23 protein-coding genes and 1 tRNA gene are annotated in these 24,660 nt (G+C 58.4%); 13 read left to right on the top strand and 11 right to left on the bottom strand.

Translation table 11 applies throughout. The features are described from left to right. Positions 1-79: 79 nt before the first annotated feature. The 3 genes from ACQUWM_RS16885 (at position 80) to ACQUWM_RS16875 (ending at position 937) form a co-directional block, all read left to right on the top strand. Complete coding sequence (locus ACQUWM_RS16885; protein ID WP_012136792.1) at positions 80-352, top strand: oxidative damage protection protein; 273 nt, start codon at positions 80-82, stop codon at positions 350-352. A gap of 120 nt (positions 353-472) precedes the next feature. Then, positions 473-548, top strand: a tRNA-Phe gene (locus ACQUWM_RS16880). Between the two features lie 218 nt (positions 549-766). Then, the gene (locus ACQUWM_RS16875; RefSeq protein WP_428922915.1) at positions 767-937 is read left to right on the top strand and encodes a DUF3012 domain-containing protein; all 171 of its coding nucleotides are present in this window, start codon (positions 767-769) and stop codon (positions 935-937) included. Between the two features lie 40 nt (positions 938-977). Here ACQUWM_RS16875 and ACQUWM_RS16870 read toward each other — a convergent pair whose 3' ends face one another. Both ACQUWM_RS16870 and ACQUWM_RS16865 read right to left on the bottom strand, forming a co-directional pair. Continuing rightward, positions 978-2,171: a multidrug effflux MFS transporter gene (locus tag ACQUWM_RS16870; protein ID WP_428922914.1), complete on the bottom strand. Its 1,194-nt coding sequence runs from the start codon at positions 2,169-2,171 to the stop codon at positions 978-980. A gap of 55 nt (positions 2,172-2,226) precedes the next feature. Beyond that, positions 2,227-2,382 (bottom strand): hypothetical protein, encoded by a 156-nt coding sequence (locus ACQUWM_RS16865; RefSeq protein WP_428922913.1) that lies wholly within the window; start codon positions 2,380-2,382, stop codon positions 2,227-2,229. A gap of 86 nt (positions 2,383-2,468) precedes the next feature. Between ACQUWM_RS16865 and rhtB the strand changes: the two genes are divergently transcribed. Further along, positions 2,469-3,089 (top strand): homoserine/homoserine lactone efflux protein, encoded by a 621-nt coding sequence (gene rhtB, locus ACQUWM_RS16860; protein WP_407002599.1) that lies wholly within the window; start codon positions 2,469-2,471, stop codon positions 3,087-3,089. 59 nt (positions 3,090-3,148) lie between these two features. Here rhtB and ACQUWM_RS16855 read toward each other — a convergent pair whose 3' ends face one another. After that, on the bottom strand, positions 3,149-5,641 hold the full coding sequence (locus ACQUWM_RS16855) for a penicillin acylase family protein (RefSeq protein ID WP_428922912.1): 2,493 nt from the start codon (positions 5,639-5,641) through the stop codon (positions 3,149-3,151). A gap of 161 nt (positions 5,642-5,802) precedes the next feature. Between ACQUWM_RS16855 and ACQUWM_RS16850 the strand changes: the two genes are divergently transcribed. After that, positions 5,803-6,957, top strand: a complete 1,155-nt coding sequence (locus ACQUWM_RS16850) for a helix-turn-helix domain-containing protein (protein ID WP_407002601.1) — start codon at positions 5,803-5,805, stop codon at positions 6,955-6,957. 81 nt (positions 6,958-7,038) lie between these two features. Then, complete coding sequence (locus ACQUWM_RS16845) at positions 7,039-8,010, top strand: calcium/sodium antiporter (RefSeq protein ID WP_428922911.1); 972 nt, start codon at positions 7,039-7,041, stop codon at positions 8,008-8,010. A gap of 28 nt (positions 8,011-8,038) precedes the next feature. Here ACQUWM_RS16845 and ACQUWM_RS16840 read toward each other — a convergent pair whose 3' ends face one another. The 5 genes from ACQUWM_RS16840 to ACQUWM_RS16820 form a co-directional block, all read right to left on the bottom strand. Further along, positions 8,039-8,491, bottom strand: a complete 453-nt coding sequence (locus tag ACQUWM_RS16840; RefSeq protein WP_428922910.1) for a DUF4124 domain-containing protein — start codon at positions 8,489-8,491, stop codon at positions 8,039-8,041. 51 nt (positions 8,492-8,542) lie between these two features. Beyond that, the gene (gene glcF, locus ACQUWM_RS16835; RefSeq protein WP_428922909.1) at positions 8,543-9,751 is read right to left on the bottom strand and encodes a glycolate oxidase subunit GlcF; all 1,209 of its coding nucleotides are present in this window, start codon (positions 9,749-9,751) and stop codon (positions 8,543-8,545) included. Positions 9,752-9,941: 190 nt separating this feature from the next. Beyond that, complete coding sequence (gene glcE / locus ACQUWM_RS16830; protein ID WP_428922908.1) at positions 9,942-11,006, bottom strand: glycolate oxidase subunit GlcE; 1,065 nt, start codon at positions 11,004-11,006, stop codon at positions 9,942-9,944. Beyond that, the gene (locus tag ACQUWM_RS16825; RefSeq protein WP_428922907.1) at positions 10,999-12,471 is read right to left on the bottom strand and encodes an FAD-linked oxidase C-terminal domain-containing protein; all 1,473 of its coding nucleotides are present in this window, start codon (positions 12,469-12,471) and stop codon (positions 10,999-11,001) included. Before ACQUWM_RS16825 ends, glcE begins: the two co-directional genes overlap by 8 nt. A 40-nt stretch (positions 12,472-12,511) precedes the next feature. After that, positions 12,512-12,937, bottom strand: a complete 426-nt coding sequence (locus tag ACQUWM_RS16820) for a GlcG/HbpS family heme-binding protein (protein ID WP_407002608.1) — start codon at positions 12,935-12,937, stop codon at positions 12,512-12,514. A 204-nt stretch (positions 12,938-13,141) separates the two neighbouring features. Here ACQUWM_RS16820 and ACQUWM_RS16815 point away from each other — a divergent pair, with 204 nt between their 5' ends. The 6 genes from ACQUWM_RS16815 (at position 13,142) to astE (ending at position 18,330) form a co-directional block, all read left to right on the top strand. Further along, positions 13,142-13,897, top strand: a complete 756-nt coding sequence (locus ACQUWM_RS16815) for an FCD domain-containing protein (protein WP_428922906.1) — start codon at positions 13,142-13,144, stop codon at positions 13,895-13,897. A 111-nt stretch (positions 13,898-14,008) separates the two neighbouring features. Beyond that, entirely contained in the window at positions 14,009-14,779 is a 771-nt protein-coding gene (locus tag ACQUWM_RS16810; RefSeq protein ID WP_407002610.1) for an ABC transporter ATP-binding protein, read from the top strand. Positions 14,780-14,880: 101 nt separating this feature from the next. Then, the gene (locus ACQUWM_RS16805) at positions 14,881-15,633 is read left to right on the top strand and encodes a transporter substrate-binding domain-containing protein (protein WP_428922905.1); all 753 of its coding nucleotides are present in this window, start codon (positions 14,881-14,883) and stop codon (positions 15,631-15,633) included. Between the two features lie 51 nt (positions 15,634-15,684). Continuing rightward, positions 15,685-16,389: an ABC transporter permease gene (locus ACQUWM_RS16800; protein ID WP_428922904.1), complete on the top strand. Its 705-nt coding sequence runs from the start codon at positions 15,685-15,687 to the stop codon at positions 16,387-16,389. A gap of 3 nt (positions 16,390-16,392) precedes the next feature. Continuing rightward, positions 16,393-17,115: an ABC transporter permease gene (locus ACQUWM_RS16795; RefSeq protein WP_407002613.1), complete on the top strand. Its 723-nt coding sequence runs from the start codon at positions 16,393-16,395 to the stop codon at positions 17,113-17,115. 168 nt (positions 17,116-17,283) lie between these two features. After that, the gene (gene astE, locus ACQUWM_RS16790) at positions 17,284-18,330 is read left to right on the top strand and encodes a succinylglutamate desuccinylase (protein ID WP_407002619.1); all 1,047 of its coding nucleotides are present in this window, start codon (positions 17,284-17,286) and stop codon (positions 18,328-18,330) included. Between the two features lie 16 nt (positions 18,331-18,346). On the opposite strand, the gene ACQUWM_RS16785 is transcribed toward astE, so the two are convergent. Both ACQUWM_RS16785 and ACQUWM_RS16780 read right to left on the bottom strand, forming a co-directional pair. Next, positions 18,347-21,373, bottom strand: a complete 3,027-nt coding sequence (locus ACQUWM_RS16785; RefSeq protein WP_428922903.1) for an efflux RND transporter permease subunit — start codon at positions 21,371-21,373, stop codon at positions 18,347-18,349. Next, the gene (locus ACQUWM_RS16780) at positions 21,373-22,452 is read right to left on the bottom strand and encodes an efflux RND transporter periplasmic adaptor subunit (protein ID WP_406987534.1); all 1,080 of its coding nucleotides are present in this window, start codon (positions 22,450-22,452) and stop codon (positions 21,373-21,375) included. The genes ACQUWM_RS16785 and ACQUWM_RS16780 overlap by 1 nt, the downstream gene beginning before the upstream one ends. Before the next feature lie 164 nt (positions 22,453-22,616). Between ACQUWM_RS16780 and ACQUWM_RS16775 the strand changes: the two genes are divergently transcribed. Next, complete coding sequence (locus ACQUWM_RS16775; RefSeq protein WP_428922902.1) at positions 22,617-23,276, top strand: TetR/AcrR family transcriptional regulator; 660 nt, start codon at positions 22,617-22,619, stop codon at positions 23,274-23,276. A 43-nt stretch (positions 23,277-23,319) separates the two neighbouring features. Here ACQUWM_RS16775 and astB read toward each other — a convergent pair whose 3' ends face one another. After that, positions 23,320-24,660: an N-succinylarginine dihydrolase gene (gene astB / locus ACQUWM_RS16770; RefSeq protein ID WP_428922901.1), complete on the bottom strand. Its 1,341-nt coding sequence runs from the start codon at positions 24,658-24,660 to the stop codon at positions 23,320-23,322.

Raw genomic sequence — 24,660 nt, 5'->3', positions numbered from 1 at the left:
CGCACACTGACCCGTGCCGGGCCTCGATCTGTTATCATCTGCGCAGCTATCCATACGGCCAATTCCAACAGGAGCAGACATGAGCCGCACCGTTTTCTGTCGCAAGTACCAGGAAGAACTGGAAGGACTGGATTTCCCGCCCATGCCCGGCAAGAAAGGCCAGGAGATCTGGGAAACCGTCTCGAAGAAAGCCTGGGAAGAATGGCAGAACCAGCAAACCATGCTGATCAACGAAAAACACCTGAGCCTGATGGACCCGAACACCCGCAAATACCTGCAGGCCCAGATGGAGCGCTTCTTCAACAACGAGCCCTTCGACAAAGCCGAAGGCTACGTACCCCCGGAAAAATAACCCTTATTGATCAAAGGCTGAGCAATCCGCAAAAGATCCGGAAATTTTTCCCCCTCAGCCTTGACTCAAAACAACGAAACCGGTTTAATAGCGCCCCGTTGCACAGCAGTAGCGCAACACGCCCGGATAGCTCAGTCGGTAGAGCAGGGGATTGAAAATCCCCGTGTCGGTGGTTCGATTCCGCCTCCGGGCACCATTAAGAATTCTGACAAAGCCCGCCTTGCGCGGGCTTTGTTGTTTCCGGAATCCGCATACGTCTGGCCTATCGGCCTGTACGCTCAATACCCCTGCCCATCAGCCCCTCCTTTGTTGATAAATTCCTGACCGAGAGCCTACTCATTTTGAGTGGAGAGACTGCTCCCATCCTTCCCCGAAAATTGCCATAATGCCGCCTTTTCAACAGGGGGAGTTCCCATGACAAGAGCCTTGAAGGCATTCGCCGCAGCCACCGCAGCATTCATCCTGACCGCCTGCAGCCCGGAGGTCGGCAGCGAAGCCTGGTGCGTGGATATGGAAGATAAACCGAAGGGAGACTGGACGACGAACGAAGCTGGCGATTTCGCCAAGCACTGCATTTTCCGTTAAGAGTTTGTATTGCCAGTGTGACAGCGGGCGTATCCGGACATCACCGCGACAACGCCAACTCCCGCCGAACCGCAGTTGGCGCCCCGGCCGCAAGAACCGCAGCCCCTGCCACACAAACCGCCATGGTCAACACGATGGGCAGCAGCGAACCGCCACTGAGCGTGGCTGATATCGCACTGATGGCGCCAGCGATGGTGAATTGCGCTGCGCCCAGCAAGGCGGCTGCAGTGCCACCGAGTTGCGGGAAGAACTCCAGGGCGTTGGCCATGTTGTTGGGCACGATGGCCCCCATGAAGGCCACGGCAACGATGATGCATGCTGCGACAACCCAATAGGGAGCGGCGGCCCAGGCGGATAGCACCAACGCGATGATTGCAACGGTCTGGAGGAAAACCGACACCCTGAGAATATCGACGGATTCAAAACGATTCAGAAGCCGACGATTCAACAGGTTGATGCAAGCCATGGCCCCGATGTTGGCGGCGAACAGGCCGGAGAACATGGCCTTGGATAACCCGAACCACTCCTGGTAGATGAAGGACGCATGGGTAATGAACACCAGCATGGCGCTGAAGCACAGCGCCTGCAGACCAATAAACCTCATGGTCACCGGGTGCCGCAGCACCAGCAGATAGTTGGTCACAAGAGTGGAGACAGGGGTAGCCTCCCTCTCCCGCTTCGGCAGGCGTCGGAACAATGCAAAGTGCAGGACGATGGCCAGCAACACGGCGTATACCGTCAACATCAGGAAGATCGCCGGCCAATCACTGATTACCAGCAGCACGGAACCGATGGAAGGCGCGAGCGCGGGGGCCACAAACATGATTAACCCGATAAGCCCGAACAAACGGGCCGCCTCGGAACCCTGGCTCTGATCCCGGACAATAGCCGGAACCGATACCGCGCAGAAAGCACCGCCAATCCCCTGGATGACCCGCCAGAACAACATCTGATCTATCGTGTCGGCATGGGCAACCATCAAGGCCGCTGCAGCAAATATGGAGAGCCCGCCCAACAGAACCTGCTGGCGGCCATAACGATCAGATAACGGCCCACCGACAAGTTGCGCCAGCCCCAGTGCGCCAACATAGGCACTGAGGGTTAACCCGATCTGTCCGTGGGACACGCCAAGGCCATCAGAGATGTCCGGAAAAGCTGGCAGGTAGGCGTCCAGTGCCAACGGTCCCAGTGCGACCGTCATTCCCAATAATATCGCCAGCTGAATCTGGGGCATAAAAACGTGAGAGCTCTACAGGAGGGAGAATCAAGGATTTTCGTAAAACCACCCGTCAGGCAGCCTTGCGGAAATCCTCGATTCTCACCGTCTTGTCGCGCTTGCGCTTGTACTTGCTTTTGTCTTCCACTACCCGCATGTGATACTTCGGGGTTCTCAGTTCGCGCTGCACAGCGCTGTGTTGTATGGGCTTTGCCCGCTTCCTGGCCATGGCGATTTCTCCTGTTGGCGCTATCATGGGTTTGCGGTGCCAGTTTAGCACCTTCCGTTCACACTTCAGCAAAGGGACTATAAGGAATGTCACTCACACTCTGGCTGACTTTCATGGTGGCAGCGGTATTGATCAGCATCTCGCCGGGTGCGGGTGCAGTGAACACCATGAGTAACGGACTACGTTACGGCGTGAAGCAGTCTATGCCGGCCATACTCGGCCTGCAACTGGGTTATGGCGCCCAGATTTTGCTGGTTGGCGCCGGTCTCGGGGCGCTGGTCGCCTCATCAGTATGGGCGTTGGCGATTATCAAGTGGCTGGGGGTGGCTTACCTGATCTGGCTGGGCATCCAGAAATGGCGGGAGCCGGTGGTTGAGAGCGTTGCTGAGAACCAGCCCATGGTGAGTGGGCAAAAGCGTTTCTGGCAATCGGCCCTGGTCAACCTGACCAACCCAAAGGCCACGGTTTTCCTGGTGGCATTGTTCCCGCAATTCCTGGTCGCCGGGCAGCCCCATGGCCCGCAACTGGTCACCATGGGTGCGACGCTTATCCTGGTGGATTGCCTGGTCATGCTGGGCTACGCCCTGCTAGCCAGCCAGCTCTTCCGCTTTATGACCACACCATACCGCCAGCGGCAGATGAACCGGGTATTCGGCGGCCTGTTCGTGACAGCTGCGGTTGCCCTGGCCAGTTTCAAGCGAGCATGAACCTACCACAACACTACCGGGCCGCTAATCGGCCCGGTCAGTTTCCCGGCAGGCGTCGGTTACTCCCTTAACTCGATGGTGTCCACGAGAGCCGCCTCAACATCGCTGCTGTCAAACAACATCGGGCGCCATTCCAGCTCGCTGTACTTTCTGGTCTGATCTTCAAAGTGCTCGCCTTCCGGATCATGATCCTGGCTGTAGGACAGGAACATCTCCGCGTATGGCCCGTCTTCGGTGAACTCCAGCGCCATCACGAAGCTCGAGCCGTAGTTGATGCGATAGGCCAACTCTTCGTCACCGCCCCCATTCTCATCCAGGGCAAATAGCAGACTGTCGGGTACCGGCGTTCCGGTCAGCGTATTGGCCAGATCCGATGTGCTCCGGGAGGCTGCCGTGGTTTCCGCCATGTTGAACACGCCCTCGAAGGAGTACCCCCCGGATACCGGAATCGGCTGCTTTCCCTCGGCCTTCAGGACATACTGCAAATCGCCCAGAGGCGCGGCGAGGCTAATACCGGCGCTTGTCAGCCGGTCCGCAGCGGCTGCGAGCGCTTTGAGAACCGGATCTTCTTTCGGCGCTGCCGGGTCAATGGCAGCCAGGCCTGCAGGCGTGGATGCCGGAGCCATCACATCGAATCCTTCTGCAAACAGGTTGTCAGCCAGCGCCCGGTGACCTGAAACCCTGAAAGCAACAAGGAATTCGCGCATCAGATGGGCGCCGGCGCTGTCAGAGTTGTAGCGACCATCCCAGTCAATCAGGGTCTGGCAGGCCGGCGTCAGATCAAACTCGACTCCCTGGTAGTCAACGGTGGGATAGTTGGTACAGCGCTGGGTCAGCTCATTGCGCCATTCGCCACTAAAAAGGGAACCGTTGTGGGTCAGCACATTCTGAAGTTCCTCCAGGGAAAACAGGCTATCCGGCCCTGCCAGTCCGCCGCCACTGTTATCGCTGATCAACTGTGCGTTATAACGGGTACGGGTACTGCGAACGGTCTGTTCCGGTCCATAGAGAATGCTGAACCCTTCCAGAGGCTCGTCGAGGTTGGTGAGCCAGTGGCTGCTGTTGGCATTGAACACGTAATCCGTACGGGTCTGTTTCGGAGCATCGGCAAATGGCACCAGCCCGGGGGCCCCGGCTTTACCGGTATCGACCCACTCATACCCGGAATCATCACCCGGCAGCAGGACACTACCGGCACCGTCCAGCCAGATCGGAGCCAGCTCAGGAGACTGAGACGCCATACGCCAATACTGCTCGGCGGTGGCACTGAGCCTCGGGACCTGAGTGCCGTCAATAAAGTTCGCGGTGCCCTCCTTGTCAATCATCACGGTATTGACCCAGGGAATGCCCTGATGATCTTCAAAGGCCTGGAAGAATGTCTCGCGGTTGTCCGCCTTTCCCATGGCCAGCCACTGATCAAGCATCCGGATGTTACCGACGTTAGCATCTCGGAATGTAATGGCGGACGAGCTGCTCCAGCCCATAGCGGGCGACAGAGAGGCAAGATTGACCATCGGCCCGTAGTGGCTGAAATAGACCGGCTGGCTATGTTCCGTCAGGCTGCCGTCCGGCAACTTCACTTCGATGGTGACGTTCTTTTTTGTCATATCACGATAGGAGCCATCGTACAGGTAGCGGGCGGGATCTTCCTCGTCCAGGGTCAACTGGTAAAGCGTGAAACGTTTGGACTGGGACACCGTATGGGTCCAGCCAAGGTTATGATTGAACCCGATAACAACAGCTGGCAACCCGATCAAGGTGACGCCATTGACGTTGAGCTCCCCGGGAATGGTCAAATGGTTCTGGTAAAACCGGAGTTCGCCATCCCATGGAAAATGAGGATTGCCCAGAAGCAGGCTGCTGGCACCATCCACTTTGTCCCGCCCCAGCGCCCAGCCGTTACTGCCGATACCTTCGGCGGTCAGCACCTGGCTGACGTCGAGCGTGGCCTGCAAAGTGTGCGCTTTCGCGGTGGGCGGCTGCGCAGCAGCAATGGCGCTGAGGAAATTCCGAGCACTTGAGAGCCCCGCCAGATCCAGCTGGTAAGCCAACAGATCCTGGGCTGAAATCGGCTCAACCCATTCGGCGCCCCGACAGGGAGACGGATAATCCGCTGGCCCCTGCCGCTCTTCGAGGTTGCGATTGAATCCGGCTGCATAGCCCTCCAGAAGCTCGGTGGACCTTTCTGACAACTGGCCGAACAGGTCAGCGGCCTGGCCGGGATAGTCCAGCGCCTTGTAGCCCACATCCATCAACAGATTTGCGTTATTGTCACCCGGGCCGAAGTATCGGGACTTGCGGGATTTGAGCTTGACCAGTTGCTCGGAAAGAGTACACAGGTTGTGTCGGGCATGGTCATACCCGATGCCATACCCCAGAGATCCATAGTTCTCAGCGGTGATGTGAGGCACGCCGGATTCGGTATACCGAATCGTCGCCTGATAGTCTGTATCCGGCTCCGGCGCAGGCTGATGGCTTGAATTGTCAGAGCCGCCGCCACAGCCTGATAATATGGCAGAGCCAAGCAGAAGAATACCGACAGGTATACGCATAGCAGGTTTCTCTCTTGTTATGTTTGTGGTTTGGAGCCAACCATTTAACGGCATAACAAGGCCCTGGTCGTCCGTGTCGATGGACCCGACAAAACAATGATTTATTATTTGATAACAACAGATTACGAGTTCGTCTCGATCTATCCGAACGCGAGGTCAAAATGAATTACTGGACGGCTGCTGCAGCACTGGTGTGCCTGTGCATCGGAGGGATCCTGCTTCTCGCCAGTCTGGGCTGGTTTGTGAAGCGACAGCAGGATCGGCTGCCCATGGCCTATTTACTGGCACTCGTCTGCCTTATCGTCCTGCAGTCTCTCGAGTTTCTCTATCATGCCAGCGGCTGGTTCCGGCAGGTTCCGTTTTTCCTGAAGCTGGCAGATCCGGTCATAGTACTGATTCCTTTCTGCATCTACGGATACATCAGAGCGCTGCAGGGTGAAAATGTCCTGGCACGGAAGAAAAATCGGTGGCTGCATGCCTCCCCCATGATTGCGGTCGCACTGCTTGCCATTCCCTTCTGGAGCCTGCCGGGCAAACTCAAGATACACTGGATGCTTCAGGCCCGTACATCTGAGTCGCTCTGGGAGCCGGTCACTCTCTATGGTAATTCGTATCTGGCGGTCATCGGCGGCCTTAGCCTGACTTACTGGTGGATACAGCACTTGCGGGGGGTCAACACCCGTAAGCCCGCGGTGCGGGAGTGGATCGGTCACCTGCAGCTGATCCAACTGATTATCGTTGCCAGCATGACCATCCGCATCGCTATCTATATCGCATTCGGCGAGAGCTTTTCTGTCATCTACGTGCTGGCGCCGACTACCGCGTACCTGACTTACCTGCTGCTGACTCATGCCCACCCGCCCATGCATATTCCAAGGGAAGCCCCGGTACACAACGAAGGCCTCCCCGCAGCGCTACCGGAAATGTCTGGCGACGAAGCCGCAGCACAAGCTGAACGGCTTCTGTTCCGGGAGCTCACTATTGCCATGGAAAAGGACCTTTTCAGGAACAGCTCACTGACACTCGGGAAACTCGCCGAGCAATGCGGTACAACCACCCACAACGCATCCGCTGCCATCAACCTGTGTTCCGGATCCAATTTCTATGAATGGGTGAATGGGTATCGCATACAGGCCGCCTGCAAGGCCCTGTCCGGTACCGATCTCAATGTTTCACAAATCTGTTACGACGTGGGGTTCAACTCAAAGTCCACGTTTAATACCGCATTCCGCAAACTCAAGGGCTGCACACCTACCGAGTTTCGTAAAAAACATTCGAGGCATTCCGGATGCGCCAATCCGGATTTATCCCCATGAATGCATAGGTAGATGTGTGTAATTGCGCCGAGAAGGCGCGTACCGTCAAATATCGCAACGCTTACACAGGAGTTCACTAACGTGCTCATTGCCTTACTTGCCATTTTTGCCGGTCTTGCCCTGCTGGTCTGGAGTGCTGATCGGTTTGTTGAGGGCTCTGCAATCACCGCCGGACATTTCGGCATGCCGCCGCTGCTGATCGGGATGGTGGTGGTTGGTTTTGGCACATCCGCACCAGAGATGGTGGTTTCGGCTCTGGCCGCCTCTCAGGGCAACCCCGGACTGGCGCTGGGTAACGCCTACGGCTCCAACATCACCAATATTGCGTTGATTCTGGGTATCACCGCAGTGATTTCTCCGATTGCTGTGCATTCTCAGGTCATGCGGAAGGAACTGCCCATTCTGATCCTGGTGACGCTTCTGGCGGCCTGGCAGATTCTGGATGGTTCCCTCAGCCGGCTGGATGCCGTTGGCTTGCTGCTGACCTTTGCGGCACTACTTTCCTGGAGTATTTGGTCAGGTATGAAGAAACCGGATGACCCACTCGCGGATGAAGTGAGCGTGGAGCTAAAAGCCCATGCCATGCCCATTCGCAGGGCGGTGTTCTGGCTGATAGCCGGGCTGATCCTGCTGATCATCAGCTCCCGCATTCTGGTATGGGGGGCGGTGGATCTGGCCACGGCTTTTGGCGTAAGCGATCTGATCATCGGCCTGACCATTGTGGCCGTTGGAACCTCGTTGCCGGAGCTGGCATCGTCTGTTATTGCTGCCCGCAAGGGTGAGCACGATCTGGCTCTGGGCAACATTCTGGGCTCCAACCTGTTCAACACACTTGCGGTGGTGGGCATCGCCGGCATGATTTCACCCATGCCGGTCGCGGATGAAGTTCTGGTGCGGGACCTTCCGGTGATGGCTGGCCTTACCTTTGCGCTGTTTGTGCTTGGCTATGGCTTCCGTGGTCCGGGCCGGATCAACAGAGTGGAAGGCACCCTGCTCATGGCCTGCTTTGTCGGCTATACCGCCTATCTGGTGACCACCACATTCGGGCAGTAACCTGCCCGACTCCAATAGTGAAGGGGCCCTACCGCAACAGACATTCACGGCTCAGGGCCTGGCTCACCTCTCTGCGCTGACGCCGCAGGCGGTTGCCCTGGTCATTACTGTAACCGGCCCTGAGTTTCTGCTGAATCCGGTCGAGTCGCTTACGGTATCCCTCACACGTTTTCTGGTGACGCGCGTCCGTTTTTTTGCTGCCACCGGCAGAACGCCGGCCTGAGTCTGATCGCTCCAGACTGCGACTGACCTGTTGGTTGATGGTCGTTACCCGCCTACCCTGCTCGATGTTCTCGGACATAGGCACCACCGAAGGTTCACTGAGCGTGACGGTGTCGTGGTTGCGGGTCGGCGGTTGTTTGTCGGTAAAGTGAACCACACCGTCGACGTCGGTCCAGGTGTAAACACCTGCTGACGCGGACGACGCGAATACTGAGGTAAATAGCGAGACAATAAACAAGACTACCAAACTCCCTGGCATACGATTCCACTCCCTGTGGTTTCAGTTGTAAGCCGGGGACTATAGCAGAGGTTATTGGTCCAGTAATTCGATCCAGTGCTGAACTGGCACAGTGGCTTTGGTTTCCAGGTGCATCTGGCAACCGATATTGGCGGTGACGATGCGGTCCGGGTTATCGACGGTCAGTGCCTTGAGTTTGTTACCCAGCAGCTTCTGGCTGAGCTCCGGCTGGAGCACGGAGTATGTACCCGCTGACCCGCAACACAAGTGCTTGTCTTTGGTGGCAGCCAGGTTCACGCCCGCTTTGGTCAGCACCTGTTCCACTACGCCGTTCTGTTGCATGGCGTGTTGCAGGGTGCAGGGACAATGGAAGGCCACCTTGCCCGGATTCTGGTGCACTTTGAGCTTATCCAAGTCCTGTTTGAGCAGGAATGCGCCCAGGTCGATGGTCAGCTCACTCACCTTTTTGGCCTTGGCGGCGTAGACCGGATCATCCTTCAGCAGGTGGCCGTAGTCCTGCACCATGGCGCCACAGCCAGAGGCGGTCATGATGATGGCTTCGGCGCCGGCTTCGATGGCGGGCCACCAGGCGTCGATGTTCTGGCGCATGCGCTCCAGGCCTTTCTCGTGTTCGGACAGGTGGTAGTTCACTGCGCCACAGCAACCGGCTTCCGGCGCTTCCACCATGGTGATGCCGAGGCGGTCGAGCACACGGGCGGCGGCCGCGTTGGTGTTGGGGGTGGCGGACGGCTGCACGCAACCGGCCAATGCCAGCACGATGCGGCTATGGCTCGCCGCAGGCCAGGGGCTGGCTTCTTTTCTGGGTGGTACTTTGGTGCGCAGTTTTTCCGGCAGCGCCGGGCGAAACAGTTGGCCGAGGCGCAGCAACACCCCGAACAGTTTGCGGTTGGGGAGGACGCGCGCCAGTGCCCAGCGTACCCACTTGTCTTTTGGCGGGCGGGGCATTTCTTCTTCCATCAGGCCGCGGCTGATATCTATCAGGCGGCCGTACTGGACGCCGGAGGGGCAGGTGGTTTCGCAGCTGCGGCAGGTGAGGCAGCGGTCCAGGTGTTCGCGGGTTTTTTCGGTGACTTCCTGGCCTTCGAGGAACATTTTCATGAGGTAGATGCGGCCACGGGGGCCGTCGCGCTCGTCATTGAGTTCCTGGTAGGTGGGACAGGTTGCCGTGCAGAAGCCGCAGTGGACGCAGGCCCGCAGGATGGATTCGGCCTCCTGCCCTTCTTTGGTGTTGGCGAATTGTTGGACTAGATTGGTTTGCATTTTTTACCTGCTTTTATGTTTTGGAGCACAAGCGCGCGGGTAGATCTTCTCTGAAACACGCTTCAAGCACATCCATGTGTGCTTGGGCTCCGCCATCCATGGCTCCGCACAGTTTCAGAGAAGATCTACCCGCCCGCTTCCCGGACATCGAAGAGGGCTTCTTCTCTCCTTTTCCGGACAATTCAATTCGTTACAACCAGCTGTAGAGCCGGCCCGGGTTGAATATACCATCGGGATCGAACGAATTTTTCACACGCCGCTGTATACCTTTCAGGGCATCCGGCTGGTGATGCATCACTTCACCCTCGCGGTCGCCGCCACGGAACAGGCTGACCTGTCCTCCGGCCTCTTTCGCCAGCGTCTCCATCTGTTTCAATTCGGCGTCGCCCCGGTACCAGCGTTGGGAACCGGCCCAGTCGATCAGCCAGGGGCCGTCGAGCTTTGGATTAGCAGCAGTGGAGCCCACGGAGAAGCGCCATAACGGGTCGTCACCGGTGAAAAATTCATGCTGCATATCCTGGATCTGGCGCCAGAACTGGTCGCCGTTTTCCATTACCTCGCCGGACCATTTCTCAGCGGTGGCTTCCACCGCCGAGCGGGCACCGGACAGGCGGACGTAGACCTTGCCGTCGAGCCAGCAGGCGGCGGTGATGGGTTTGGGTTCGGCGGCGCGGCTGTTCATGTAGTGGATGACGTCGGCCATTGCCATGTCCTGAACCAAAGTCAGGGTGGCGGCCGGTTTGGGCATGACTTTCATGCTGATTTCGGTCAGCACGCCGAGGGTGCCCATGGCGCCGGCCTGCATGCGGGAAACGTCATAACCGGCGACGTTTTTCATCACCTGGCCGCCAAAGCGCAGGTGTTCGCCTTTGCCGTTGATCAGCCGTACACCCAACACCTGGTCGCGCACGGAGCCGGCCCAGGGGCGGCCGGGGCCGGAGAGGTTGCAGGCCAGGGTACCGCCGATGGTGGAGCCTTCGCCGAAATGGGGTGGTTCAAAGTGCAGCGCCTGCCCTTCTTCGGCCAGGGTCGCTTCTATTTCTGTCAGGGTGGTGCCGGCGCGCACGGTGAGCACCAGTTCCACCGGGTGGTAGTCGACGATTCCGGTATGCTCTCCTACGTTGAGAGTGCCGGCATCCGGATCGGCGGCGCGACCCATGAAGGCTTTGGTGCCGCCACCAACGATATTGAGTTTTTGCCCGCCATCCCGGGCCCGGAGCACTTGCTCGCGGAGTGTCTGGAGATTATCAGCCATGGGCGGCATCCGTATGGTCGTGCTTGTGTAATTTGTATTCGAGTGAGCGGTATTCCTGGCAGAACCGCAAAGCCGGGACGGCTTTACCCGGGTTCAGGATGCCCTTGGGGTCGAACGCAGCTTTGATGTCGTGGAACTGCTGCAGTTCTTCGTCGTTGAACTGCACGGCCATCTGGCGAACTTTTTCCACACCCACACCGTGTTCCCCGGTAATACAGCCGCCCACTTCCACACAAAGGGAAAGGATGCTGCTGCCGAACGCTTCGGTGCGTTCGAATTCGCCGGGTACGTTGGCATCGAACAGGATCAGCGGGTGCAGGTTGCCGTCGCCGGCATGGAATACGTTGGCCACCCGCAGGCCGAATTCTTCCGACATTTTTTCCATCTCGGTCAGCACGTGGGCGATTTCACGGCGGGGAATGGTGCCATCCATGCAGTAGTAATCCGGCGAGATACGGCCCACCGCAGGGAAGGCGGACTTGCGTCCTTTCCACAGCAGTGCGCGCTCTTCTTCACTCTGGGAGGTTCGCACCGAGGTGGCGCCCAGTTTGCGGAAGACCTCTTCCGCTTCGGCGATGTGTTCATGCACTTCTTCTTCGGTGCCGTCCACTTCGCACAGCAGCAAGGCCTTGGCATCCCGCGGATAACCGGCATGGGCAAAGTCATCGGCGGCGATAATGGCGTGGCCGTCCATCATTTCCAGACCACCGGGGATGATGCCGTGGGCGATGATGCCGCCCACCGCATCACCGCCTTTCTGCACGCTGTCAAAACCGGCCATGACTACCTGGGCCACTTCGGGTTTGGGCAGCAGTTTGACCTTGACCTCGGTGACCACACCGAGCAGGCCTTCGGAGCCGGTCATCAGCGCCAGCAGGTCCATGCCGCAACTGTCGAGACCATCGCTACCGACGGTAACCACATCACCTTCGGCGGTGACCATTTCCACGCTAAGGATGTTATGGACGGTCAGGCCGTACTTCAGGCAATGCACGCCGCCGGAGTTTTCCGCCACATTGCCGCCGATGGTGCAGGCAATCTGGGAGGAAGGATCGGGACCGTAATAGAGGCCATACTGGGCCGCTTCCTCGCTGATCGCCAGGTTACGAACGCCGGGCTGCAGACTGGCCGTGCGCGCCAGCGGGTCGATATTAAGAATACGATTGAACTTGGCCAGTGACAGCACCACGCCTTCCTTGTTGGGCATGGCGCCAGCACTGAGCCCAGTGCCCGCGCCACGGGCCACCACCGGCACGGCGTTTTCATTGCAGATGCGCATCACCCGCTGTACCTGTTCGACGGTTTCCGGCAGCACCACCAACAACGGCATTTCGCAGTACATGGACATGCCGTCGCATTCGTAGGGCTTCATGGTTTCGTCATCGGTAATGACATAGTCCGGGTCGATAAACGTCCGGAACTGCTCCGCCAGGTCTGCTTTGCTGACTTTCGGCTTGATGGTCATATCAGTCTCTGGGAATGTGTCGCTTCAGCTGTGACAGCCATTAACCGCGTTTGGTTTCAAAATGGTCGATACCTGCCTGGGCACAGTCCATGTCCTGCTGCGGGGTACCGGAACTCAGGCCGATACCGCCCACCACTTCGCCGTCAACAATCACGGGTAGTCCGCCACCGACGGAACTGATGCGGCCGCCCACTTCGGTATGAATACCGAACGCCAGGCTGCCCGGTACGTTGACCTTGTTGTAGTCGTGAGTGGCTTTCTTGGCAGCGGCAGCAGTAAACGCCTTGTCCTGCGCGATGGTCACACTGGTAATCTTGCCGCCGTCCATTCGCTCAAAAGCGATGAGGTTGCCGGACTCATCCACTATCGCGATACACATGGGTACGCCAATGTCACGAGCCTTCTGTGCCGCCCCCTCAATCAGGAGTCTCGCATCTCCCAAGTCCAGTCGATTGATCGTCAACATATGTGGTCGCTCCCATGTCTGCCAGGTGAAGTCATTTGGGCGTGCAAAGTCCTGACGCCCAACCTGTTTCCATAGTCCGGATCACGCACAGGTTAGTCCAGATTATTGAGCACTGGTCTGACCAGTTTTTGGAGACTATGCTGTCAGGTATACCAACTCTAGTTCATTCGTCAGCAACAGGTAGTGATCGGAACAAGGCGGGTTATGGCTCAATCGGAAGACATTTCTTTTCGGCTGGAACAACTGATTCTCGACGGCGGCCTGGCGCCCGGCCAGAAAATTCCGTCAGAAAGACAGCTGGCATTTCGGCTTGGGGTATCCAGGGCGCTTGTCCGTGAAGCGCTGCATGAGCTGCAGGGCCGGGGCGTAATCAAAACGTATCACGGTAAGGGATCGTTCGTAGCCAGTATCTTGCCAGGCAGCTCGGAAGCCGATGACAGCAGCCCCCTGATGCACCTGTATTCCGGGCACTCCCGCACGCTTTATGACCTGCTTGAAGTGCGCGAACAGCTTGAAGGCCAGGCTGCCTGGCTGGCCGCCCAAAGAGCCACCAACATGGACCGGATACGGATTACCCGTGCCTTCGAACGGCTGGGAGAGACCGACCCACTCAGCAATGCCGAACCCGACCACGGCTTCCATCAGGCCATTGTGGAGGCGTCCCACAATCCGGTCCTGGTTCACATTCTGAACGGATTGAAAAAAATGATGCTGTTAACCGTGCAGGCGTCCGTGGCCAACCTGAACCCTCGCGAGGAAATGCGGCAAACCATCATGAAACAGCATCACCGCCTATACCGGGCGATACTTTCCGGTCGTGCCGCCGCAGCGCAAAAAGCGGCGACATCTCACGTCAGGTTTGTCATCACATCCCTGAAGCACCTTGAAGAAGAGGGGGCGTCGGTCACCCGTCCGACCGACGCAAAAAACTTGCATTGCACCAACATTGCGACACAATGATTTGGCGGAATCTGTTGTAATTCTCGGTAAAACCCTTTGAAAGGGGTATTGATTTCCGATGCCACAGTCCGTAAAACATGCGCCTTTGAATGACAGCCTCAGGAGTCGCCCATGGCGGAACAAGCGCCTTTGATCTGCAGGGATATTCACAAAACCTTTGACCAGCTTGAAGTGCTCAAGGGTATCTCGCTGGAAACCCGTAAAGGTGATGTGGTTTCCCTGATTGGCAGTTCCGGCTCCGGGAAGAGTACATTCCTGCGCTGCATCAACATGCTCGAAACCCCGACCTCCGGCGACATTATCGTGCACGGCGACCCAATCCGGTTCACCAAGAATCGTAAGGGCGAGCGTATCCCCGCCGATAACAAGCAGGTTGAACTGATCCGCGCCAAGCTGTCGATGGTGTTCCAGAGCTTTAACCTCTGGTCCCACATGACCGTGCTGGAAAACATCATTGAAGCGCCCGTCAACGTACTCAAGGTTCCCAAAAAGGAAGCCATTGAGCGCGCCGAGGCCTACCTGAACAAAGTCGGAATCTACGAGCGCAAGGATTACTACCCGGCCCAGATGTCCGGCGGCCAGCAACAGCGTGCGGCGATTGCCCGCGCACTGGCCATGGAGCCCGAGGTCATGCTGTTTGATGAACCCACATCAGCGCTGGATCCGGAACTGGTCGGAGAAGTATTGAAGGTGATGCAAAGCCTGGCCGAGGAAGGCCGCACCATGATCGTGGTCACCCACGAGATGGCATTTGCAAGGGATGTGTCAAGTCAGGTCCTGTTCTTGCATCAGGGCGTGATCGAGGAACAGGGTACACCCGATAAAGTGTTTGATAACCCGGATTCGGAACGCATGAAACAGTTCCTGGCTCCCAACTTCTGACACTCGGTGCTATCTTGAACCGGTGAAGAAATAAAAAGTTGGAACCACAAACTTCCATCAAAAAATAAAGCCCAAAAGGCAAAACACTGGAGAAGTGACACATGAAAAAACTGATTATTGCAGCAAGCTGCGCCCTGGCCATGATCGCAGGCGGCGTGCAGGCCCAGGAACGCAACCTCCGCATCGCATTTGATGTGCCCTACGAGCCGTTCGAATACAAGGACGACAATGGCGAGCTGACCGGTTTCGAAGTCGAACTGGCAGAAGCCATGTGCGAAGAAATGAACGCCAACTGCGATTTCGTTATCCAGGCATGGGACGGCATGATCCCGGGTCTGCTGGCGCGCAAGTTCGACCTGATCATGTCTTCCATGTCCATCACTCCGGAACGTGCCGAGCGGGTACTGTTCTCCGAGCCGTACTACAACACCCCGGGCGGCTGGTTCGCCCCTGAAGGCTTCGACACCGACGTCACCGACAAAGAAGCCATGCAGGGCAAGACCGTTGGCGTTCAGCGCGGCACCACCATGGACACTTTCGTGACCGAGGAGCTCGGCGGTATTGTCACCATCAAGCGCTACACCACAGCAGACGACATGGTTCTGGATCTGGAAGGTCAGCGCCTGGACGTGGTCTTCGTGGATTACCCGGTGGGTGAGCAGACCGTACTGAGTAAGGAAGGCTTCAAGGAAGTGGCGGATCCGGTCAAGCTGGGCCAAGGCGTTGGCGTTGCGATGCGCAAGCGTGACAAGGACCTGGCGGAAGAAGTGAACGCGGCCCTGGCCACTCTGAAGGAAGATGGTACCTACGACACCATCATGAAGAAGTACTTCGCTTACGACATCAAGATGTAAAATTGCTTCGGGGCGGCCACAACGGCCGCCCCCTGCTTACCGGACGTTCCCATGCTCGATTTGAAAGGCTATGGCCCGGCCCTGATGGAAGGGGCGGTTGTCACCGCTGAACTGGCCTTCCTCTCCCTTGTCCTCTCTGTGACCCTTGGGCTGATCGGCGCCTCTGCCAAGCTATCAAACAGTCGGGCGGCCAAAGGTGCTGCCACGGCCTATACCACGCTTATCCGCGGTGTACCCGATCTGGTGATGATGCTGCTGTTTTACTATGGCGGTCAGGTCGTCGTGAACATGATCTCGGATTATGTCTGGGACGCTTACGAAATCGACTTTTTCTTCCAGTTCGATCCGTTCATCTCCGGGGTGATCACGATCGGGCTGATCTTTGGCGCCTATATGACCGAAACCTTCCGCGGGGCCTTCCTGGCCGTGGACTCCGGTCAGATAGAGGCAGCCCGCGCCTATGGTTTCACCCGCTGGCACACCTTCCGCAGAATCATGTTTCCGCAGATGCTGCGCCATGCCCTGCCGGGTATCGGCAACAACTGGCAAGTGCTGCTCAAAACCACGGCCCTGGTGTCCATCATCGGGTTGACGGACATGGTCCGCGTGGCCGAGGAAGCCGCCAAGGCGGAGCGGATGCCTTTCCACTTTTTCATTCCGGTGGCGCTTATGTACCTGACCCTGACGGCAGGCTCGGAACTGTTTATCAAGTGGCTCAATAAACGGGCCAACGTCGGCGTGGTTCAGGAGGGGTAAGTGATGCCTGATTTTATTGCCCAGTGGCTGAACCAGAACGATATCTTTACCGCCATGACCATCATGGAATACTGGGATGGTCTGGTCACGACGGTTCACCTGGTGTTTCTGTCCCTGGTGATTGGTTTATTGCTGGCGGTTCCGCTGGCGATAATGCGTACGGTCAGAAATCCCTTTATCTCGGGCCCGGTGTGGCTCTATACCTACCTGTTCCGTGGCACGCCGCTGCTGATTCAGCTTTATATTATCTACTACGGTCTGGCGCAGATTGAGGGTATTCAGGAAACTTTCTGGTGGGAGATTTTCCGCGAGCCTTTTTACCCTGCCCTGCTGGCGTTCGTTCTGAATACGACGGCCTATACCACCGAGATTATCCGCGGTGCCATTATATCGACGCCCCATGGTGAGATTGAGGCGGCGAAGGCTTATGGCATGAACTGGTTCCTGCGCATGCGGCGTATTGTGTTGCCGAGTGCGGCGCGGCGGGCGGTGCAGGCGTACTCGAATGAGGTGATTTTCATGCTTCACGCGAGTGCGATTGCCAGCGTGGTGACCATTGTGGATCTTACCGGGGCTGCCCGGAATATCTACTCGCGATTTTATGCGCCGTTCGATGCCTTCCTGTTTGTGGCTTTGCTCTACATGCTGCTGACGTTTGCGCTGGTGTTTGCGTTCCGCAAGCTGGAAAATCATTTGCTGAAGCATCAGCGGCCGATCGGTTCCTGACGGCTTGTTTTCTATATGTCGGCCACAGGTGTACGGCCAGCAGGCAGGGGCGCCTCCTGGAAGCTTTTACGAGCACATCCATGTGCGCTTCTTTCAGGCCGTCCCTGGCCTTCAAGATTCCCGGGAGGCGCTCCTGCCGGCTGACCCCAGACTCTTTGCGGGGATTCTATGAAAGCCAGTGATTGCCTCTTTGATGCTCATCCCGACTGGTTGGCCCATACACTCGCCAACTGCACTAATCCGCTTCCCGAAATCAAAACCCAATTGCCAGATGGCACTCGCGCCCTTCGTCGAGCTACTGGAGTTCTCGAACTCTGCCCTCCGGAAGACCGTCCTAATCCCAACCATGAGGCATTGATCATCTCTGCCGGGGTCCACGGCAATGAAACCGCGCCTATTGAGGTGTTGAACGGTCTGGTGACGGAGTTGCTGAACGGACAATGGGCGCTGGCCTGTCCGGTGCTGCTGATTCTGGGCAATCCGCCAGCGATGGTGTCCGGTGACCGGTTTGTCGATGCGAATATGAACCGGCTGTTTCATGGCGCTCATGGAAAAGATGCTTACCAGGGGTTGCCCGAGGCGGCCCGGGCGCAGTTTCTGGAGGAGGTTTGTCGGCAGTTTGCGACGCTGCATCCCAACAATCTGTTTCACTATGATTTGCATACGGCGATTCGGCCATCCCGGCGGGAGAAGTTTGCGTTGTACCCGTTTGTGACGGGGCGGGAAGCGCCCAAGGCGCAGTGTGATTTTTTGCTGGAGGCCGGGGTTGAGACGTTGCTGCTGCAGCACCGGGAGGGGACGACGTTTTCGTCGTTTTCGTCTTCTGTGCTGAAGGCGGAGAGTTTCACGGTGGAGCTGGGGAAGGTCCGGCCCTTTGGTCAGAATGATCTGAGTCGGTTCACCGGCATTGGCGATGCCCTGCGTCGTCGTATGAGTGGACTACCACCGGTTCCACCCAGGCCGCCTCACGATTACCTGGCCATCTTCGAAGTGGTGCATGAGATCATCAATACTGGCGACAGTTTCCGTTTCCACGTTCCGGATGATGTGTCCAATTTCACCGAGTACGCTCCCGGAACGTTGATCTGGGAGGATGCGGAAACGGAGTATCGGGTGGGGCCTTCGCCGGAGTCGATTGTGTTTCCCAACCGGAATGTGCCGGTGGGGCAGCGGGTCGGGTTGTTGATCAGGCCCCGGCAAACGCTCGGGGCCTGATTCCGCCTGTTGTCTTTTATGCCGGTGCGTTCTCGGGTTCGGCGACCCTGCAGCGGATGACCTTGCTGCAGACCGCGGGTATGACCAGCAGGGTCAGCACGGTGGAGGCCAGCAGGCCGGAGATGATGGCCCAGGCCATGGGCGGCCACAGTGTGGAGCTGGAGAATGCCAGCGGCAGCAGGCCCGCTACGGTGGTCGCGGTGGTCAGCAAGATCGGGCGCGTGCGCTGTTCCACTGCGGTGCGTACCGCCTCACGAATGCCCTCGCCTTTTTCCAGTTGTCGGTCCATCACGTCCAGCAGCACGATGGCGTTGTTCACCACGATGCCCACCAGGGCAATCACCCCAAGCAGTGACTGGAACCCGAACGGCGATCCGGACAGCACCAGGCCGGGGAAGATGCCAACGGTCGCCAGCGGTACGGTCAGCAGGATGATGCCCACGCGGCGGAAGGAATTGAACTGGATCAGCAGGAAGAACAGCAACAGCAAGATGCCGATCGGAGCGGTTGTCAGCAGGGCATTGTTGGCATCGTCGGAGCCTTCCGCGTCACCGCCCATACTCAATCGCGTCCCCGGCGGCAGCGGGTTGTCTTCCAGTGCTGCTTCCAGCCCCTGCAGGGCCTGACTGAAGCTGTATCCGGTCAGCAGGTTGGCGGTGACGGTGTTCATTCGCACGCCATTGCGCAGATAGCGTGCTGCCGGCTCCCAGGACGTTTCCACCGACGTCACTGCCGACAAGGGCACAGCGTCGCCCTGGTCGTTGTAGATGTTGATCGACAACAGGCGTGACAGCGACAGGCCGGTACCTTCCCGGGATCGCAACACCAGGGGGATAGGATCTTCCTCCTGGCGGTACTGCTCTGCGACCACGCCAAAACTCTGGCCATAAAGCCCCTGGGCAACATCAGAACGGTTGATACCGTATCGCGCTGCACTCGCGTCATCCACGTTGATAGCAATGCTGGGTACGCCAATATCCAGATCGTGACGCACGTCCACCGTGCCTTCGACTCGTCGCAAAACCGAAAATACCCGCTCCACGGCTTCCGCTCTGGTGTCATCGTCAGCATGATAAACCCTGACTTCCACCGGTGCGGCGCGGGGCGGCCCCTGCCCCAGGATACCCACGGACAGGTTCAGCTCCGGCAGATGGCTGTTGGCGTATTCGCGGATCCACGGAATCAACTCGGTGGTGTCGGCCAGCGTCGGTGTCGACACCACGATGCGGCCCCGGTTGGGCGCCTGGGGTGAACGTTGCAGGTTGTAATAGAAGCTCGGTCCGGTAAATCCGGTGAAGCGGTGAATCCGCACGGCTTCCGGTCGCTCACGGATGGCCCGCTCAAGGTCGGCGGCCACGGCGGAGGTGCGTTCCTGATCGGTACCTTCCGGCATATAGAGTTCCACAATCACCTGCGGCCGGTCGGCGTTGGGGAAAAACTGCTGCTTCATAAACGGCGTCAACGCCAGGCTGATAAGCACCAGAACCAGGCCCGCCAGCATCAGCTTCCCGGGCATGCGATAGACCAGTCCACCAAGGAACCGGGCCACTCCCACCAGACGTCCCTGCCCTACGGCTTTGCGAGGCTTGAGGAACCGCGCAGCCAGCAATGGCACGGCGGAAATGGCTAACAGATAGCTGACCGACAGCGTCAGCATGATCATCACCGGGACGCCCCGGGTGAAGTCCGCGGTACCACCCTTGGACAATAACAACGGTGCAAAAGCCGCCAGCGTGGTCCCGGTGGAGGCCCCGAGGGGGCCGGCCAGCTCCCGGACCGATTGCCTGAGGGCATCCAGCCGGCGCATACCATTATCCAGATGCCCCTGGATGCTCTCGACGATCACGATGGCGTTGTCGATCAGGATACCGAGGGAGATCACCATGCCAATTACGGCGATCTGATGCAGCACACCACCGCCCAGGTCATACAGGCCAATACTGATCAACGCCACCATCGGCAGGATGGAGGCCACCAGAATCCCCATGCGGATGCCCATGCCGGTAAATACCACGGCAACGATAATAAGCACGGACAACACCAGGCTCCAGGCAAGGTTATCCAGGCGCTGCTCCACCTTGTCGGGCTGGAAAAACATTTCCCGTAACTGGTACGGAGCAAAATCACCACGTATGGCGTCCAGCCGTTCCCTCACCCGCTCACCGAAGCGAATGGCATCGGTGGAGTCTTCTTCCATAATGACGGAAACCAGCACTACCCGCTCACCGTCAAACCAGGTTTCGGGCTGCCGTGGTTCTTCCGGCCCGCGCCATACCTCGGCGGCAGCCGCCAGTGGTACCTGTGAACCGTCCGGAAGTTCGATGGGGGTCGCGCGTATGGCGTCGATATCCGCAAATTCACTGTTGGGCAATACCGACATGCGACGGCCATCCACCACGACAAAGCCGCCGGGAATGGTCTGGTTTCGCCGTGACAGGGTTTCCATAACCCGGGCCGGGGAAATGCCCAGGCGGTACATGGCGGCGTCGTCCAGGGCCAGGGTGATCTGCTCGTCGGCATCCCCCTCCAGTTCAATCCTGGAAACACCGGGGATGTCCGCCAGGTTCCGCTTCAGGCGTTCAGCCACCTTGCTCAGTTCGGTCACCGAGGTGGAGCCGCCCACCGCCAGTACGATGGCGGGGATATCGATCATGCGGTCGTCCAGGGACATCTGCCCGACATCATCGGGGAAGTCGAGCCTGGCCCGGTCCATGGCCTGACGTACCCGGTCCCAGGCCGAGTCGGTGTCGTATATGGTGTCGTTCAGGCGAACCTGGACGATGGCGACCCCGGTTCGCGCGGTGGCCTGGGTGAAGTCCACTTCTTCCACCTGCCGCAACTCATCCGCCAGGGGATTCAGCACCAGGCGTTCCACGGCATCCGCACTGGCGCCCGGATAGTTCACGGTCACCATCCCGGCACGATAGGGAAACGACGGATCTTCCTGCCGGGGCATAGTGCTGTAGGCCGCAATGCCCAACAGGCACAGCATGACCACCACCATGCCCAGCAAACGCTGGCAGTTCAGCAAGCGGGAAGCCATCAGTGCACCTCCACGGCGTCACCATCGGTTATCCGTGTCATACCCGCGTATATAACCTGATCGCCTGGCTCAAGGCCCTCGGCATCCACCACCACGCGTTCGCCGATCACCCGCTGGACACTGATTGGCACGCGGCGCGCAATACCATCCGCCACTCGAAACACACTGGCCCCGCTGGGGGATTTCATGACGGACAACAGGGGAACCGTGGTGGCCACCACCTCGGTCGGTGTGATGCCCACTTCAACCGGTTCTCCCGGCTCCAGGGTATCAGCGGGCAGGCTCACCAGTACCGGGTGCAGCTCGCCCCGCATGCCCCCTGCCTGTGCAATTTCAACAATGGAACCGGTTTCCGGCGCCCGGTTCCGGTCCTGTACCGACCATACCGGTAACAGTTGCCCCAGGCTGACGTGGCTCAGCATGTAGGCCGGCACCCGGACCTCAACTTCCCGCCCTTTGGGGGAAGACAGCCTGATCACTGGCTGGCCGGCAGCTACAAACTCATCCCGCTCAACCAGCACCGCTTCCACCCGACCGTTAAACGGCGCCTTCAGCACACTTTCTTCCAGTAACCGCGACGCCTCCGCCAGAGAAGCGCGGGCGGTCGCGACACTGGCCCGCAAGCCATCACGGCGGGCAGCGAGCTGCTCAAGGGTCTGTTCGGAAACCACACCCCGTTCGTGCAACCGACTGGAGCGCTCCCACTCCCGTTTGGCCTGGTCATACTGGGTATTCAGTTCGTCCAGCCGGGCCCGGGCCGAATCACGGGCCGGCTCCAGGGCCGGGTTATACACCCGCGCCAGCAAATCACCCTCGGAGACTTCCTGCCCCAGCTCCACATCGCGCTCACGCAGGGTTCCGCTCACCTGGAATGTCAGGGTGGCTCTCTGGGTGGCACGGATAATCCCGGAAAACCTCAGTGGAATTCCCTCGGTCTGGCCGCCCGCCACTTCCGCCGTTCGAACGGAGACAGCCTGAACAGCGCTCCCGGGTGAAGTTTCCTGGGATTTGCAGCCCGCCATGATCAGCACGACGGCCGCAATCAGAAAAGGTTTGATGATGATTCTATTCGGATTCATGGCCGGCCCTTCCTTCCGTGTTTGTAATGTTTGTCTGCCCCGGAATCCCTGCAAGCAATCGTTGCTAAAAGACATAATGTCATTCTTTGACAAATTGTCAATAATCAGTTTTTATCTGTCATAAGGTATGATGACAGTGCAGTTTCCACCGACCGGACACGAGAATGAGCGAGAAGTTGAAAACACGCAGGGAGCGGGAAAAGCAGGCCCGTTACGACGCCATCCTGGATGCCGCTGAGCTGGTATTCTCGGAAAAAGGTTACGACCGCACATCCATGGACGACATCGCCCGCACTGCCAGCCTGAGCCGGGCGTTGCTGTACGTGTACTTCAAGGACAAGGCGGCAATCCAGCGCAGCATCATATTGCGTGCAGGGGAAAGTCTGTGCCGCCGTTTCGAGCAAGCGCGGGATACCGCCACCACGGGCCTGGCACAGATCACTGCAATGGGTGAGGCCTACTACCAGTTTTACCTGGAAGAACCGGATTATTTTTCAGCACTGACCAAGGCCTCCACCGCCATGACAGAGGCCGATGAACAACAAGCCATGGACATGATGTGCTCGGAATCCGGGTTGATGGAGCTTATGGAAGGGGCCATCCGCCTGGGTCTGGAGGATGGCACCCTGAATCGCGACCGGATTCACAATCCCGAGCAAACCGCACTGTACCTTCGCGGCGCCCTCCATGGCGTGATCCTGTTGTGTCAGAGTGAAATGGCGGAACGGGAAGGCGACGAATCCCCGCACGCGCCTACGGATTTCTCCGCAGACGCACTGATTCGTCACACGATGGACATGCTGACTTCTTCTATTGCCTCTTAAGAATATTGTCGGATTAGCCGCAGGCGTAATCCGACAAAACAACTCAAATCTGAAAGTCGTAGATGGACCCCAGCCCCAGAATACCGGTCAGTTCGTCCAGGGCCTTGCGGACTTCATCCAGCAGCATCGGGTCCGCCAGATCTTCCGTCGCCAGCTCTTCACGGTAATGGGCTTCGACCCAACTGGTCAGGCGCTCATACAGAGCATCGTTCATCAACACGCCGTGATGCATGGCTTTCAGTTCGTCGTCGTTCAGCGCAACTCGCAAACGCAGGCACGCCGGGCCGCCACCGTTGCGCATGGACTGTTTGACGTCAAACACCTCCACCGAGGTGATCGGGCCATCGCCTTTTATCAGGTCATCCAGATAACGGCTGACAGACGGCACCTCACGGCACTCTCCCGGAACCGCCAGCAACATGCCGTCGGCGGTATTCAGCAACTGGCTGTTGAACAGGTACGATTTCACCGCATCCTCAATGGGCACTTCGGTGCTGCTGACGCGTACTGCCTGCAATTCGGCGCCGGTTAACCGGCTCTGGATATCCGCCAGCACCTGCTCTTCCTCCAGAAAGGCCATTTCGTGGTAGAACAGGGTGTTGGCGTTGCCCACGGCAATCACATCGTTATGGAACACGCCGGCATCAATCGCCGCCGGATTCTGCTGCGCAAAGACCACGTGGCTATCATTCAGGCCGTGCAGGCGGGCAATAGCCCGGGAGGCCTCCAGGGATTGCCGCGCTGGGTACTTCACCGGCGCCGGAGCCTGTTCGTTGAACGCCACCTGACCGTAGACGAACAATTCTACGCCCGGCTCACCGTAACGGCTGCACAGACGGGTATGGTTGGCCGCTCCTTCATCGCCAAAGTGGCTGACCGAAGGCAGGGCCGGATGATGGGCAAACCAGGCTTCGTCAGCAAAAATGGATTTCAGTACCCTGCCGGTCACCACATGCTCGATGGAACGGTGGAACTTGGCACTCAGGTTGGCCGGCGTGAAGTGCACCCGATGGTCGGAGGTATCGGCGCTGGGTGACACGGTGGCCGCGTTGGCGGTCCACATCGCCGACGCAGACGATGCCGCAGCCAGAATTGAGGGATTCTCCCTGGCAACAGCTTCCAGCACGGCCTTATCTGATCCGGTGAACCCCAGTGCCTTCAGGGTGGGAATGTGGGGCCGCTCGTGGGGAGGCAAAACGCCCTGAACGTACCCCCGGTCCGCCAGCCGCTTCATTTTGGCCAGGCCCTGAAGCGCTGCCTCTTTGGGGTTGGACGCAGCATTCACATTAGACTTGGATGCCACGTTACCCCAGGACAAGCCGGCGTAATTGTGAGTGGGGCCAACCAGACCATCGAAATTGGCTTCTACCGCGTGCTTGGGCAT

Origin of the sequence: Marinobacter sp. DUT-3 (genome assembly GCF_050379435.1) — a bacterium.
Classification (GTDB): domain Bacteria; phylum Pseudomonadota; class Gammaproteobacteria; order Pseudomonadales; family Oleiphilaceae; genus Marinobacter.
The sequence above is the reverse complement of the archived record's forward strand: the minus strand, read 5'-3'. Positions and strand labels throughout refer to the sequence as shown.

Excerpts from the sequence above, each read along its gene's own strand:
- glcF (WP_428922909.1), bottom strand. The coding sequence starts at position 9,751 with ATGCAAACCAATCTAGTCCAACAATTCGCCAACACCAAAGAAGGGCAG.
- ACQUWM_RS16825 (WP_428922907.1), bottom strand. The coding sequence starts at position 12,471 with ATGACCATCAAGCCGAAAGTCAGCAAAGCAGACCTGGCGGAGCAGTTC.
- ACQUWM_RS16820 (WP_407002608.1), bottom strand. The coding sequence starts at position 12,937 with ATGTTGACGATCAATCGACTGGACTTGGGAGATGCGAGACTCCTGATT.
- astB (WP_428922901.1), bottom strand. The coding sequence starts at position 24,660 with ATGCCCAAGCACGCGGTAGAAGCCAATTTCGATGGTCTGGTTGGCCCC.
- ACQUWM_RS16855 (WP_428922912.1), bottom strand. The coding sequence starts at position 5,641 with ATGCGTATACCTGTCGGTATTCTTCTGCTTGGCTCTGCCATATTATCA.
- ACQUWM_RS16815 (WP_428922906.1), top strand. The coding sequence starts at position 13,142 with ATGGCTCAATCGGAAGACATTTCTTTTCGGCTGGAACAACTGATTCTC.
- ACQUWM_RS16795 (WP_407002613.1), top strand. The coding sequence starts at position 16,393 with ATGCCTGATTTTATTGCCCAGTGGCTGAACCAGAACGATATCTTTACC.
- ACQUWM_RS16800 (WP_428922904.1), top strand. The coding sequence starts at position 15,685 with ATGCTCGATTTGAAAGGCTATGGCCCGGCCCTGATGGAAGGGGCGGTT.
- ACQUWM_RS16875 (WP_428922915.1), top strand. The coding sequence starts at position 767 with ATGACAAGAGCCTTGAAGGCATTCGCCGCAGCCACCGCAGCATTCATC.
- ACQUWM_RS16850 (WP_407002601.1), top strand. The coding sequence starts at position 5,803 with ATGAATTACTGGACGGCTGCTGCAGCACTGGTGTGCCTGTGCATCGGA.
- ACQUWM_RS16885 (WP_012136792.1), top strand. The coding sequence starts at position 80 with ATGAGCCGCACCGTTTTCTGTCGCAAGTACCAGGAAGAACTGGAAGGA.
- ACQUWM_RS16865 (WP_428922913.1), bottom strand. The coding sequence starts at position 2,382 with ATGGCCAGGAAGCGGGCAAAGCCCATACAACACAGCGCTGTGCAGCGC.
- ACQUWM_RS16805 (WP_428922905.1), top strand. The coding sequence starts at position 14,881 with ATGAAAAAACTGATTATTGCAGCAAGCTGCGCCCTGGCCATGATCGCA.
- ACQUWM_RS16810 (WP_407002610.1), top strand. The coding sequence starts at position 14,009 with ATGGCGGAACAAGCGCCTTTGATCTGCAGGGATATTCACAAAACCTTT.
- ACQUWM_RS16870 (WP_428922914.1), bottom strand. The coding sequence starts at position 2,171 with ATGCCCCAGATTCAGCTGGCGATATTATTGGGAATGACGGTCGCACTG.
- astE (WP_407002619.1), top strand. The coding sequence starts at position 17,284 with ATGAAAGCCAGTGATTGCCTCTTTGATGCTCATCCCGACTGGTTGGCC.
- ACQUWM_RS16840 (WP_428922910.1), bottom strand. The coding sequence starts at position 8,491 with ATGCCAGGGAGTTTGGTAGTCTTGTTTATTGTCTCGCTATTTACCTCA.
- ACQUWM_RS16780 (WP_406987534.1), bottom strand. The coding sequence starts at position 22,452 with ATGAATCCGAATAGAATCATCATCAAACCTTTTCTGATTGCGGCCGTC.
- ACQUWM_RS16775 (WP_428922902.1), top strand. The coding sequence starts at position 22,617 with ATGAGCGAGAAGTTGAAAACACGCAGGGAGCGGGAAAAGCAGGCCCGT.
- rhtB (WP_407002599.1), top strand. The coding sequence starts at position 2,469 with ATGTCACTCACACTCTGGCTGACTTTCATGGTGGCAGCGGTATTGATC.
- glcE (WP_428922908.1), bottom strand. The coding sequence starts at position 11,006 with ATGGCTGATAATCTCCAGACACTCCGCGAGCAAGTGCTCCGGGCCCGG.
- ACQUWM_RS16785 (WP_428922903.1), bottom strand. The coding sequence starts at position 21,373 with ATGGCTTCCCGCTTGCTGAACTGCCAGCGTTTGCTGGGCATGGTGGTG.